The following is a 13,662-nucleotide window of genomic DNA, read 5'->3' on the forward strand; positions in this document are numbered from 1 at the left end:
CTCTTAAGCATAGCAGCAGAGTTCTCCTCGAAGCCTGCGCGAACTTAAGTGGTAGTTACGTCGACAACCTCCTTGTCACGGATGCGATTGCTTGTCGAAGCCCGATCATATCCTTGTCGGCTTCGGTCAGGAGATCCCATGGAAGTTAGCGGCCCACTCTACGCAACGATCTTACGTGTCAGCTGTGCAATGGCTCCGCGAAGCGCCAGAATGTCCTCTTCAAAGCTCCATGCGTTAATTCGATCGAGCGCATGCCGGCCCATCTGTTCCGCGGTCTCAGGTGTAGCAAGCACGCGGCGCAACGCCTCAGTCAACGCGTTCACATCGCCCACGGGAAAGACGCATCCCTCCACGCCGTCGGTCACCAGATCGGGCTGACACCCGATATCGTCAGAGAGGATCACAGCCCGGGCGGCATTCATCGCCTCATTCACGACCAATCCCCAGGCTTCATGACGTGCAGGCAACACAAACACGCTTGAAAGATCGAAGAATCTTGGCAGCTCCGATTGATTGCGAAAACCGCAGAATCGCACGCCGGCTAATCCCTTCGCCTTGGTCCTCTCTTCAAGTGCATTTCGTTCCTCACCGTCGCCAACGATGAGCAGGTAAGGTTGTGGATGGTCCGTCTTGTCGTTGATCAGACGCTCGTAGGCATCCAGTAGATCGACGCAGTGTTTCCGTTGTTGCAGCTTTGAAGCAAACAGAATGACCGGTCTTGCCGCGTCGAGCCCTAGTTCTTTTCGCAACTCGTAGCGTCTTGCGACCGCTTCGCGGCTTCGTCGTTGAAAGTATTCATTGTCGACTGCGTAGGGCATCAGAAAGGTCGGCACATCATCGCCAAGATAGTGTTGCCAGTACTCCGCGTTCATCGTCCCGACCGGCAGAACACCGGCCACCATGTTTTTCAAGAACTGAAAGAACATCTTCTTCAAAATAAGTTTTGGCCCACTTCGCGAACGGTCGCGCAGCCACGACTCCGCTCGTAGCAGCACCGGAATCCCCAGCGCTTTGGCGGCCAGCATTCCATGGAATGCATTCACCGTGTTGTAGCCGTGCGTCCACAGCAGATCGTACCCGGGTTCACCGTTGCGGCCGCGAAGCTCGCTGAAGATGCCGTAGCTCAATGGAGTCGTCACGGTTTGCGTTCCATCGTCACGAATCACCGGCAGAAACTTATGACGGTATCCATCGAGCAACGGCACGTCCCACTTTACCTCGATGCCGAAGCCTTTATCCTGGTAGCCGCGAATCGAAAAGTCCGAGCCGAAGAACACGGTCAGATCGATGTCCGGCTCCTGCGCGATTCGCCGCAGCAGTGGAGCCTGGTACTGGATAGGGTGGCTAACCAGATAGGCCAGCCTCACCTTGTTTTTCAACCCATTGCCGACCCCTGACGGTGGTAAAACCATATTTTTTTCGGTTCTCGTGCAAAACCAGCTAACGATGTGACGGCTACTACTGAACAGCGATAAGGAAAATAGAAACGATACCCAACAGCGTAGAGATACCGCCGTTCTTGATCGCCGACTTCATAGGATTGGTAGGTAGGAACACGATGTCTTCGGCCTGAAGCACAGGATCAGGTGCCTTCCCGTTAATCACCTTCGAGAGGTCGATTTTGACCACCTGTCGGGTTGTACCCGTCGTGCGGATGATCCTGAGATCGTTGAATCTACCTTCCCATCCGGGCCCTCCTGCCAGCGCCGCTATCTTCATCAAAGTGATTGGGGAGTTCTGTTGCAGCGGAATGGCGCCCTGGGTCTTGAAGGCGCCCAGAAGATAAACAACGCCGACCCGAGGCACAATAATCGTGTCGCGTGGAAAGATCGGAATATTGATCAGCGCGCTCTTTTGAGGATCGGTTCCGAGGTCGATCACAATCGGCTCCGCCATGCCATAACGATTGATCGTAATCACGTGGCTTGCCGTCGGGGGCAGTCCGCCGCCTCCGGATACAACTGTTGTCGCTCCGCCTCCGCCTCCGCCTCCGGAACCCAGTGCCGCCAATACATCGAACAGTCGCCGTTGGCCAATCACCGGAACAATGCCGTGCAGCTCTCCTATGACAGTGACGATCTGATTGGGCGAGTCTGTGACCTGGACTGACACTTGGGGGTCGCGATACATCCCCGCCGCCTTCAGCTTTTGCGCGATCAGATCCTGGGCCTGATGCAGTGTCAGACCGTCCACCGTCACATTCCCGATCAGGGGTAGTTGGACTGTACCGTCAAGGCCTATCCGTGCCCCTGCAACGTAGTCCGCGTTTCCGAAGATCCGAACTGAGAAAACATCCCCGACCCCCAAATAGGGGTCTCGGCCCGCGGGAAACAAAATTGCCGGATCGGTCGTTATCGTGATGGGGGGATTTACTTCACTCGAGATCCCGAGTGCAGGCCCGCTGAACTGTGCCTCGGCGTAGCGAGCGGAGACGACCATCAGGAGAAGAGCAACTGAAGCAAACCATACCCTGCGCCAGACGACCTGATTCACAAGCTTGCTTGCGCCAGTTCGGCCTTCCTGTTTCTGTCTCATCGCTTGGTCTCCCCGCCCTTGGTGTGGTCTCCGTGGGCGACAGTCTGCGACTCCCAGCTGTCCGAATCCACACTTGAGTAGGAGTAACCCGAATAGCCGTAATAGCCGTAGTACTCGGGCGAATTCAGATCAACTGCATTCAGCACAATTCCAGTAATCGCTGCCCCAGAGCGTAGCAGCAGATCTCTTGCTCTTCGCACCACATGTTTGCTCGATTTGCCATGACGCACCACCAGCACAACGGCGTCCGCCTGGCGCGCCAGAATCACGCCATCGGTCACGGAGAGGATTGGCGGAGAGTCGATCACGATGTAGTCATACAGATCTCCACAGCGCTTAAGAATGGTCTCCATCGCATCCGAACTTAGCATCTCCGTAGGGAATGGCGGAACAGGTCCACTCGGCAGAATATCGAGGTTGGGAATCTCAGGCACTCTCTGGACCGTATCCTCCAGTTTGGTTGCGCCGGTCAATACGGTCGTCAACCCGATCTTGCCGTTCAACCCGAACCGATGATGGATATTGGGCCGGCGAAGGTCTCCATCGATCAGCAGAACGCGAGTGTCCCGTTGCGCCAGGATCGCAGCAAGGTTGCTCGCAGCCGTCGTCTTTCCTTCAGAGGGCGTAGCGCTGGTCAGAACGATGTACTTCGGCGGATGTCCGGTATTGGAGAGTAGCAGCGACGTTCGCAGGGAACGGAACGCTTCTGCAAACTGCGACTTTGGCTGTGTCAGAATACCGACATTTCGTTGTGCCGTTGTGAGTGTCGCGGCCTGATCCACTGACGATTTGCGAGCTCGCGGAATGATTGCGAGTGATGGCAGCTCCGTAATGCTTTCGATCTCCGCGATGCTCCGCAGTCCCGTGTCCAGGCTCTCCATCAGGAAGGCTACCACTACGCCTGCCAAGAGGCCGAAGACGAGAGCTGTCAGGATCACCGTCGACTGCGGCCGCAGCAGAGGCTGGGCCGGTGGCAGCGCCTGATCGACAACATCGACCTCCAGCGACTCAAGTCCTGACTGCACACTGGCCGTTCGCAAGCGCTGTTGCAGGCCATCATACAGCGTTCGGTTGGCCTCATACTCCCGCTGTCGCAGCGTGTACTCTACCAACTGATCGCGCAGCTTATAGGCCTCGGTCTTCTGGGTCTCAAGCGCGGCAGTCGTCTGGTCTTCATTCGCCTTCGCGATGACGTAGTTCTGCTTCGCCTGCGTGATCAGGCGGTTTTGCTCGTCGTCGATCTCTTTGACGTACTCATCGATCTGCGCCCTGATGGCTTTGGCTTGCGGGTGATTCGGTCCCAGCGAAGACTCCAGCGTCGCATAGCTCGCTCTTGCTCCCGCGAGCTGTCCACGCAGCATGTTGAGCTCTCCTGGCGCCGTTCCTGGAGTCAACTCAATCGTACCTTCGAGCGTGTTGGGATCCATTCCGCTTACCACCCGGTAGCGGGCTTCGGCGATGATGCGCTGCAGCTTTGCCGCACCTGCCGCCCGGGCAAGGTCGTCAAGAGACGCGGTGATCTGATTGTGGGTCGGATCGAATCCCAGGATGCCGAGCCGACGCTGCATGTCCATCATCTGTTCCTGCGATGCCTCGACCTCCTGCTTCAAGCCATCAAGCGTGCCCGAAAGCCACACAGAGGCGCGCTGCGAAGACTCAAATCGCGTCTGATAGGTGTGTTGCATATAGTCCGCGATCACCTTGTTGACGATATCCGCCGAAAGCTTCGGATTCAGGCTGCTATAGCTGATGCGGATAATGTCAGTCTTCGGAACGATGGTGATGTGCAGGTTGCTCTGGATTCGATGGACCGTATCCTGCCTGGTATCGGCGTCATCCAGGCTCGCATGCTCCAGAGGGCCCTTCTGCTCGAGAAAGTCTGCGTTGTTGGCAAGATCCATCTGACGGCACACAGTCAGCATCAGCGAATCGCTCTTCAGGATCTCGATCTCGCTCAATAGTTTCGCGTTGGAATCGCCGCCATACTCCTGCACCGTGCTGACCCGGTATTCATTCGACGAGCCGGACCGAACTTGAATGCGCCCATAGGACTCATAGAGCTTTGGTTGGGATTCTGCTTTGAAGATGCCGTACGCAAGTGCAAGTAATGCCGCAATTATCAGGACCAGCTTGCGTTTCCGCAGCACAATCAGTGCTTCAGACAGCGTAGTATCTGTAACCGTAGTACTGAACCCTGCCTGGTTCGTTTCCGGAACACCCACAAGCGGCGGCTGCGTATTTTTAGAACCCATTCGCTCTAGTCTACCCGAGGGGGCCTTTGGGAAGGAGGATTAGATGAGCTATGGACTCTATATGGTCCAAAAGTGTTACCTGATTCGTAACACGCTCAGCCCGGGGCGCTAGTGAAGCGAAGGATAGGAACGTAACTGGGGATACCACGTAAGCTGCACTGCGGTCGAAGTATTCTTCTGAAGCCCTGGCATGTAGACCGGCGCCTTCCATTGCTCGTACTGAAACCATGCGTTTAGCTCGACGTCTTTTCCCAGTCGTTTCACCACGCTTGCCTTGTACTGGTTCTGCGTCGTTCCGCCGGGAATAAAGTTCGCAGGCGTCTTCTTATTCAAATATTCCAGTTGAACCCACTCGTTGCCCGATAGATGATAGGTCAGCCACGCCTGGCCACCCTTGGCCTCACGTCCAATCCAGTCCCCCATGATGAATCCCTTATTCGTATAGCCCTGCTTTTGAATGGTCTCCCAATAGGCAAATTGGCCGAGATGGGCCGACGAAACGCCCGGGTCAGTCGAGACAGCTTCCACCCTGAAATCCAACGCCCTGAGCCCGGGAATCTGCGAAAGATAGAGACCAGTTCTGTAAGACGCCCGGCGCGGAGCACTGATCGGCGTCACATCGTCATGCGAGATCGAGTCCACCACGAACGTCACGTATTTACGCAGGAAGGGAAGCCGGTACGAAGCATTGAAGTCGCTGAAACGTGCACCTGGGTCATCTCGACCTTGCTTCTCATCCCCAACCGTATCGTTCGGATCAAAGAAGCCCTTGAGAAAGAGGTGCAGGTTCACTGGCGCGTGTCCCGCACCACCGAAGATGATGGTCCGCGAAAAAGCGAACTCGAAGTTGTCCGTCGGACGGAACGAGAACATCTCCGAGTGCACCCAGGGAGCGCGTGGAACCGTATGCCCCTTCAGGCTGCCGTAGAAAAAGTCATAGCGGAGGGGGCCCATGATCTTTGAGACAAAAGGAATATAAAGCGGTTCCACCCGGTTGATGCGAAACGAGTAGATGTTCTCTGCATTGTTCGACCACGCCATCGAGCTGCCTGCCGCCGGCCCCAACCATGCGTCGCTCTTGCCCCCGGAGACCTCATGCCCAAGCACATGCACCGACGCATACGCCTCTACCAGGCGAAACGGATTCTCCTCCACAATCGGACCCAGCGGAATCGTGGGCTGACGTTCAGGAGGATAGGGATCGATGAAGTCGTTGATCGACAGAAGCATCGCCAGGTCGTTAGAGTATCCCGTCGCCGACGGCGCGTGTTGATACTCGCCGCGCACATAGAGCGAAACCGGCCCCCACTCCTCAACCGTGGATGCTCCTGCAATCGCGTTAAAGCCGGTCTGGTACGGTCTCCCGTAGTCATTGCTGATCGTCTGGCCAAGATGATAGCTGTCATTCAGAATCGGTCCGTCGATCCCCACCACCCGCGTGTACGACGAATCCAGTCCGTAGACGATGTTGCGCGAGATCAGGCCGCCGTCAGGATCCTCTGCGCTCAGGTAGTACAACAGCTTCGTCAGAATCGACTGAGCCTGCTCATTGTCGCTGTTGACGATGTCGCTCTGCGATTTTTGGAGCATGTGCAGAACGCTTCGTCGCGTATAGGGCCGCATGCTGAGGAACATCGTGTTGCAGAAGCCCATCGAGTAGAGCCTCGACAACTCCGGATACACCCAGCTGTCGACGGGAATATAAGTCGACCCCAGCCAATCCGTCGGCTCCTTCGGTTCCTGAGGAGCGTAGCCGGGATAAGCGACGTAAGGTTTTTCTGGAGTCGTTTGCGCCGGCACTACGACCGGCGGAGGTGTCGGCGCGGGAACCGGTAAACTGGGCATCGGGGCCTGCGATGGCGGCGGCTGTACCGCGTACGGCGGTTCGCTCGGTAGGGATCCGGCGGGAGCAGGTGTCGGGGCAGGATTGGAGGTGGGAGGGGACGCGGGAGGGGGCGTTGGCGTCTGCGCGATCGCTGTCGATGCGGCCCATACACTCAGCACCGCAAAACAAAGAGAAGCTTTGGTCCGCACTTACACCTCAATCCCGGGGCCTGAACGCCGACACCAGTGTAACCGCCCGCAACTTCCGGCTCGCAGTTACCAACTAATGACCCTGCAGCTCATTTAGACGATGAAATGCGCGTGCGAAGCCGCTCTCCAGCTTTTTCCAGCCAAGCCTCCGTACAGACCTTGCGGCCAAGCAGAAAGCTCTTCATCTGCGCCAGCGGATCGTCGGTGGAGTCTTTCCGCACTCCTTCCGCCCGATATCCTTTGCATTCAATCAGGACCGGACCGCCGCCACCTCGGATTCGTCCTAACGACTCCTGAGTCACCCGGTACAGAGCCACCGCATCGTTCGCATCCACAGGAAATCCCGGCATACCCCAGCCGCGTGCCTTCGCGCTTAGTTGGCGCACTCCGCCCTCATCTTTTTCGTCACTCGGCAAGACAACAAAGATCATCGGCAGCTCCAGCTTCGAAGCAGTCTGGAGGACCTGTCGCCACTCCTTTTTACCCGGCTGGTCGTGGCCAACATAAGCGACGACCAAGCTTCCGCGCTTCAGCGTCTTGAACGAGAGAGCGGCCCCCATCGCCATCGTCAGCCGGTTGCCCACATCGTCAACCCAAGGCAGAACGCGCGCCAGCGCACCCTCCCTCGCCAGCTTCGCCCCGTCGATCTTCCCTTCATGAAACTCCGCGACACGCCTCAGCAGGGAATCGAGCTGCGCCTTCGACGGCGCACCCGAGATCAGATCCATTACCACTCCAGCCTGCGAGTCGCTCACCAGATCCCCCGGCAGCAGTTCAAGAGCCGTGCTCACCCGGCAGGCCTCCTGCCCTCGGGTCGACCGCAGCTTTTGTCGCCCCTTCACGCCCTTCTGCAATCCCCGAATGTGTTCATCCAAAGCTCGGGCATCTGCCATCACTCCATACATCTGCAGCAGCTTCTTATTCGGCACCAAGGGATTCTCGTACGACCCTGCTTTGCTCAACCAACCCTCCAGGCAAATCTCCAATTACAAAACGAGAGGGTCCCCCGAAGGAACCCTCTTCGCCATCAAGCCGTTGAAAAGACCCTAGGCACGCGCCGGATCAGCCGCATCGACATCCAGACCAAGCTCGCCCATCGCCTTCTGCGCTGCTTTCGCTTTGAACTTGCCGTCACGCGCCAGCTTCGACAGCGTCGCTCCGACAATCGCCTCAGCACTTACTTCAAAGTGTCTGCGCAGATGCTCGCGGTTATCGCTGCGACCGAAGCCATCCGTCCCGAGCGTAACAAGCCGCGAAGGCAACCACGGCGATAGCAGATCCGGCACCGACTTCATGTAGTCGCTCGTAGCAATAATCGGTCCGGCCGAAGTTCCAAGCGCCTGCAGCACATACGGCACCTTCTCCTTCTCGGCAGGATGCAGCCGATTCCATCGCTCCACCGCCAGCGCATCCCGCCGCAACTCGGTATAGCTGGTCACACTCCACACATCGGCGTGCACGTTGTACTTCGAAGCCAGAATCTCCTGCGCCCTTAGCACCTCGTTCAGGATCGGCCCGCTGCCAAACAGCTGCCCCGTCGCCTCACCACTCGCAGGCTTCAGCTTGTACATTCCGCGCAGGATTCCCTCAGTGGAGCCCTCCGGCATCGCTGGCATCGTATAGTCTTCGTTGTACATCGTGATGTAGTAGAAGCAGTCTTCGCCCTTCTCATACATCCGACGAATCCCATCCTGAATGACCACCGCTAGCTCATACACGTACGCGGGATCGTAGGTCACGCAAGTCGGCACCGTGCTGGCGAGCACGATGCTGTGCCCATCCTGATGCTGCAGTCCCTCACCAAGCATTGTCGTACGCCCAGCTGTTCCGCCCATCAAAAAACCCTTGCCACGCGAGTCGGCAAACGCCCATACCATATCTCCGATGCGCTGAAATCCGAACATCGAGTAGTACATGTAGAAGGGAATCGTCGGCACTTTGTAGTTCACATACGCCGTGCCCGCCGCGGTAAACGAGGCCATCGCCCCCGCCTCCGTAATCCCTTCCTCGAGAATCTGACCATCCTTGTCCTCGCGGTAGTAGAGCAGCATATCCGCATCATGCGGCTCGTACTTTTGACCCTCGGGCGCGTAGATACCCACCTGCCGAATCGCCGACTCCAGCCCAAACGTCCTGCCTTCGTCCGGCACGATCGGCACAATCAGCTTTCCAATCGCCGGGTCCTTCATCAAGTGCCGCAGGATGCTCACGAATCCCATCGTCGTCGACACCGCACGTTTATTCGAACCCGCCGTCCACTCGCCAAAGTACTCGATCCCCGGTGCTTTGAAGTCGATCTTCGGCACCTCGCGCGTCGGCAGATATCCTCCAAGTTCCTTTCGCCGCTCCTGCATATAAACAATCTCAGGAGAACTCTGCGCCGGACGATAAGGCGTACCTGACTTCGCCGCCTCCTCCGGGATCGGAATCTCAAATCGCTTCACAAACGCCGCCAGCCCATCATCCGCCAGCTTCTTCTCCGAGTGCGTCGCATTCCTGCTCTGCGCCGAACCCAGCCCATGGCCCTTCACCGTCTTGGCCAGAATGACCGTCGGTCCGCCCTTATGCTCGGCCGCTCGCTTGTATGCGTTGTAGATCTTCGTGTGGTCGTGCCCACCGCGATGCAGCAACCCAAGCTCGTCATCGCTCATATCCTTTACCAGCTCCAACAGCTCCGGATACTTCCCAAAGAAGTTTTCTCGCAGGTAAGCCCCACCCTTGGCTTTGAAGGTCTGGTACTCGCCATCGACGCACTCTTCCATGCGTCGCAGCAGCAGCCCCGTATGGTCGCGCTCAAACAGCGCATCCCAATCCGAGCCCCACACCACCTTGATTACATTCCATCCAGCGCCGCGGAACACGCCTTCCAGCTCATCGATGATCCGCTTGTTGCCGCGCACCGGTCCGTCCAGCCGCTGCAGGTTGCAGTTCACCACGAAGATCAGGTTATCCAGCTTCTCGCGCGCCGCGACGGAGATCGCCCCAAGGCTATCGACCTCGTCCGTCTCGCCATCGCCCACGAACGCCCACACCTTGCGTTCGGTCGGCTCAATCAGTTTCCGGTTCTCCAGATACCGCATGAACCGCGCCTGATAGATGGCATTCAACGGCCCAATTCCCATCGACACTGTAGGGAAGTTCCAGAAGTTCGGCATCAGCCAGGGATGCGGATACGAGCTTAGCCCCGGCGTTTCCCGCAGTTCGTGGCGAAAGTTCTTCAGACGGTCGTCATCGAATCGCCCTTCCAGATAGGCTCGCGCATACACTCCCGGCGAAGCGTGACCCTGAAAGTAAATGAAGTCTCCCGGCTGTTCGTACCCGCCTGCCGTGTACTTGGCGTGGAAAAAGTGATTAAACCCAACCTCCAACAAAGTAGCCAGCGAGGAGTACGTCGAGATGTGGCCGCCAATCCCGGCGTCCTTTTTATTCTGACCATGAACCATCGCCATCGCATTCCAGCGAATCAGGCTCTCGACCCTGCGCTCCAGCGCTCTGTCGCCTGGATACGGAACTTCATCGTGTTTCGGAATAGTGTTGCGATACGGTGTCGTCAGTTCGCTCGGCGTCGGCACTCCTGCTTCGTGTGCGCGCTTGCGCAGAGCCTCCAGTAGCTCGGAGCCCTGCTCCCAGTCAGCGGCAACGACGTCGTCAAACGCCTCAATCCACTCCGAGACCTCGGCGGTAAAGTCCTGTTTGGCGGCTTCTTCCAGTTTCGTTGTCATAAGTCTTCTCGCACTCCCACGCTTATAACGATATAAGGCTTGCTCGAAAACGTCATCTACCCGCCGGACGGACCTCCTGCGCGGAGGGCGGTCACTTCGTGACGTGTTTACCTTTTCTTGACAACCCCAACCTCGCCAGTCCTCCCGTTGGTCGGAATCAAGAGCCGAGCAACGCGAGGCCCCGTACAGCTTGCCCCACCCAAACCGGTACACAAGTCACGAAGTGACCGCCCTCCGCGCAGGAGGCCCGTCCGGCAGGACATCGCCTTTAAGACGAATAATCCGCATTAATCCGCACATACTCTTCCGTCAGATCACACGTCAGAAACCGGCACTCCGCCTCACCCAGCCCAAGGTCAATCGTGATCGTGTAATCCCTCGCCTGCATCTCCGCATGCGCCGCCTCCTTCTGAAAGGCAGCCGACCGCACCCCCAGCTCAAACACCGGCTGCGCCCCAATCGTGATATTCACCAGCGCCGGGTCGAACGCCACCCCACTGTATCCCGCCGCCGCCAGCAGCCGCCCCCAGTTCGGGTCCGCACTCGACCAGGCCGTCTTGCACAGCGGCGAGTGAGCAATCGCCTTCGCAATCTGCTTTGCCTCCGCCTCTGTCCGCGCGCCGGTGATATGCAGTGTCACCACATGCCCCACGCCTTCGCCGTCGTCCACTATCTGATACGCAAGCGATCCGCATACCAACTTCAAAGCGTTCGCAAATGGCTCCTGCGTGCGCGCATCCAGCTTCACCCCACTCGCTCCACTGGCCAGCAACAGCACTGTATCGTTGGTCGAAGTATCCCCATCAATCGAGATCGAATTGAAGCTGCGCTCCACCGCAGGCTCCAGCAACCCGCGTAGCTGCTCGCTCTCCGCCGCGATGTCGCTGAACAGATAAACCAGCATCGTTGCATGCGCCGGTCCCACTGGCCCTCCAAGCTGAGGATGGATCATTCCCGCGCCCTTCGCCACGCCGAAGATCCGCACCTCAACTCCATCGACGTCGACAGAAGCTCTCGCCACCTTCATCTTCGTATCAGTGGTCATAATGGCCTGCGCAAATGAATCCGCGTGCTCCGGCGTCGCGCCCATCACCTGCTCCAACTCAGGCAGCACAGCGAGGACCTTCTCCGCCGGAAAGGGAACTCCGATGATTCCTGTCGAGGAAGGGAACACTTCGTCGAAGATGCAGTGAAATCTCTCCGCTGCCGCTACGCACGTCTGGACGCACGCGTCTACTCCCGGCTGTCCGGTCGCGCAGTTTGCATTTCCCGCATTCACCAGCACCACGCTCACGCGACCACCGGTCGAAGCCATATGCCGCCGCCCAACGGTTACCGGGGCCGCCACGACTTGGTTCTTCGTAAACATCGCTGCGCCATTTGCACCCTTGGCCGCAACCGCGACGGCGACATCCGCGTTGCCGCTAACCTTGATTCCCGCCTTTACCGCACCCCACACAAATCCCTGTGGCAGCCCCTGCGTCTTCAAAATCTGCTCATTCTCCATACCTCTACTCTACAATTCCGCAGCAAAGTGGAAATTCGCCGCCGCATTTGGTCGCCGCAGGTTGCCGCCGTGTGCGCCGTTGCCTTGACCTCGCCTTGCGGTTGCTTTGCCTTTGCATTTCTAGTTGTCATCCTCGAAGGGGATCTGCTGTCATCCCTCTCGCTCTGAGCAAATAATCCCTTCAACGGAAAGAGGCATCCACCGCCAACGGCGAGCTGTTGAAACATCCATTCCGCGTCATCCCCGTACAAATCCGCCTCCAAAAACCTGTCAAGCCCCCAAGTCACGAAAACCCGCGCCAATCCAGCACATTCGCGTGGCGTATGAGTTATGCCCGGTTCGCTACAATAGATAGCAAAGAGAAGCCCCGGCACCCACCGGGGCTTTTCTTTAGAAAGAGATAAAAACCCGTAACCCATTTATTTGGGCGAATTTGCCTGTAACCCCTTTTGTATGACGATTTTGCAGCGAGACGTTCTTGCAAACTGCACAAACAAAAGGTGTTATAGGGGATGCCCCGAGGGAGGTGCCCTCAACCTCAAAAGGCGATCTGCAAGGTGCGGCCCTCGAGCGAACTCTGTCGAGCTAGCTCAAGCAGTTTTATGGTCCAATACCCGTCCTCGGGCCTAACCGCCAACTCGGCCGTGCCGTTGATCGCATCGCGAACATTGGCATAGTAGTTGCGATAGTCACCCAGTTCTGTCCTCACCTTCGTCCGGGTCAGCGTGCCGGGGTCGTTCGGGTTAGGGGCAACGGTCAAAGTGCCCCAGTGCTCCTCGGCATCGGCCAGCCACTCGCCCTGCCCAATGTGAGGCAGCTTTGCTCCGCCAAGCAACGCCGGTTCCTGCGGGTCGAGGCCAAACTTCTTGAAGCTGCCCCGAGTCCCATGCAGCAGAAAGCGCGGTGCTGCATCGCAAGCCAGCATGCTCGAACGGCAATGCGCACGCATCTTCGGGTACTCCAGCGTGATATCGAACGCATCCTCGATATCGGTCGAGTCGCGATCCATCCGGACGCTGGCCGTAATTCCCTGCGGTGCACCAAACAGCGTCAACACCTGGTCCACAAGGTGTGGGCCAAGATCGAAAAGAAGCCCGTTGCAGCCGTTAGCGCCTTCTTTCCAGGTGTTCTCGCGAGGCATCGGCCGAAAGCGGTCGAAGTGCGACTCGTAGGTCACCAGACGCCCCACCGATTCGTCCTTCAAAATCTTCACCACGGTCAGAAAATCGCCATCCCAGCGCCGATTGTGAAACGGAGCCAAGACCCGCCGCTGCTTCAACCCGAGTTCTTTCAGCTCCAAAGCCTCCGCGCTTGTTGCAGCGAACGGCTTATCGACCACCACATGTTTTCCAGCCAACAGAGCCTGTTTCGCAAGATCAAAGTGAGTCTCATTCGGAGTTCCAACCACGACAAGCTGGATCGCTGGATCGCTCAAAGCCTCCTCAAACGACCGCAGAATCCGAGCCGAAGGATAAGCCTTCCCAGCCTCATCGCCCTTGCGCTGAACAATCGCCTCCAACTTCAGCCCAGGAACAGCGCTCACAAACGGAGCGTGAAACACCTGTCCTGCTAACCCAAACCCAATAATGGCAACCCCAATCTCACCAGCCAT

The 13,662-nt window shown here is 57.7% G+C and carries 8 protein-coding genes; all 8 read right to left on the reverse strand.

Going from position 1 to position 13,662, the window contains the following annotated elements; translation table 11 throughout:
• Positions 1-158 precede the first annotated feature (158 nt).
• The 8 genes from RBB77_RS11450 to RBB77_RS11485 all read right to left on the reverse strand — a co-directional run bounded on the left by RBB77_RS11450 (position 159) and on the right by RBB77_RS11485 (position 13,662).
• Positions 159-1,412, reverse strand: coding sequence for a glycosyltransferase family 4 protein (locus RBB77_RS11450; protein WP_353067504.1), 1,254 nt, complete (start codon positions 1,410-1,412; stop codon positions 159-161).
• Positions 1,413-1,458: 46 nt separating this feature from the next.
• The gene (locus tag RBB77_RS11455; protein ID WP_353067506.1) at positions 1,459-2,535 is read right to left on the reverse strand and encodes a polysaccharide biosynthesis/export family protein; all 1,077 of its coding nucleotides are present in this window, start codon (positions 2,533-2,535) and stop codon (positions 1,459-1,461) included.
• Complete coding sequence (locus tag RBB77_RS11460) at positions 2,532-4,787, reverse strand: GumC family protein (protein WP_353067508.1); 2,256 nt, start codon at positions 4,785-4,787, stop codon at positions 2,532-2,534. Before RBB77_RS11460 ends, RBB77_RS11455 begins: the two co-directional genes overlap by 4 nt.
• 108 nt (positions 4,788-4,895) lie before the next feature.
• Positions 4,896-6,632 carry a capsule assembly Wzi family protein gene (locus tag RBB77_RS11465; RefSeq protein WP_353067510.1) on the reverse strand — a complete coding sequence of 579 codons (1,737 nt, stop codon included), beginning with the start codon at positions 6,630-6,632 and terminating at the stop codon, positions 4,896-4,898.
• A gap of 278 nt (positions 6,633-6,910) precedes the next feature.
• Positions 6,911-7,750, reverse strand: coding sequence for a thiamine pyrophosphate-dependent enzyme (locus RBB77_RS11470; protein WP_353067512.1), 840 nt, complete (start codon positions 7,748-7,750; stop codon positions 6,911-6,913).
• A gap of 117 nt (positions 7,751-7,867) precedes the next feature.
• Positions 7,868-10,543, reverse strand: a complete 2,676-nt coding sequence (gene aceE / locus RBB77_RS11475) for a pyruvate dehydrogenase (acetyl-transferring), homodimeric type (RefSeq protein WP_353067514.1) — start codon at positions 10,541-10,543, stop codon at positions 7,868-7,870.
• A gap of 268 nt (positions 10,544-10,811) precedes the next feature.
• On the reverse strand, positions 10,812-12,050 hold the full coding sequence (gene argJ / locus RBB77_RS11480; protein ID WP_353067516.1) for a bifunctional glutamate N-acetyltransferase/amino-acid acetyltransferase ArgJ: 1,239 nt from the start codon (positions 12,048-12,050) through the stop codon (positions 10,812-10,814).
• Between the two features lie 538 nt (positions 12,051-12,588).
• Positions 12,589-13,662 carry a Gfo/Idh/MocA family oxidoreductase gene (locus tag RBB77_RS11485; protein ID WP_353067518.1) on the reverse strand — a complete coding sequence of 358 codons (1,074 nt, stop codon included), beginning with the start codon at positions 13,660-13,662 and terminating at the stop codon, positions 12,589-12,591.

Origin of the sequence: Tunturibacter psychrotolerans, from assembly GCF_040359615.1 — a bacterium.
Taxonomy (GTDB): Bacteria; Acidobacteriota; Terriglobia; order Terriglobales; family Acidobacteriaceae; genus Edaphobacter; species Edaphobacter psychrotolerans.

What these genes read in the sequence shown, in the direction of transcription:
- RBB77_RS11450 (WP_353067504.1), bottom strand. Translation starts at nt 1,412, where the DNA reads ATGGTTTTACCACCGTCAGGGGTCGGCAATGGGTTGAAAAACAAGGTG.
- RBB77_RS11455 (WP_353067506.1), bottom strand. Translation starts at nt 2,535, where the DNA reads ATGAGACAGAAACAGGAAGGCCGAACTGGCGCAAGCAAGCTTGTGAAT.
- RBB77_RS11460 (WP_353067508.1), bottom strand. Translation starts at nt 4,787, where the DNA reads ATGGGTTCTAAAAATACGCAGCCGCCGCTTGTGGGTGTTCCGGAAACG.
- RBB77_RS11465 (WP_353067510.1), bottom strand. Translation starts at nt 6,632, where the DNA reads ATGCCCAGTTTACCGGTTCCCGCGCCGACACCTCCGCCGGTCGTAGTG.
- aceE (WP_353067514.1), bottom strand. Translation starts at nt 10,543, where the DNA reads ATGACAACGAAACTGGAAGAAGCCGCCAAACAGGACTTTACCGCCGAG.
- argJ (WP_353067516.1), bottom strand. Translation starts at nt 12,050, where the DNA reads ATGGAGAATGAGCAGATTTTGAAGACGCAGGGGCTGCCACAGGGATTT.
- RBB77_RS11485 (WP_353067518.1), bottom strand. Translation starts at nt 13,662, where the DNA reads ATGGCTGGTGAGATTGGGGTTGCCATTATTGGGTTTGGGTTAGCAGGA.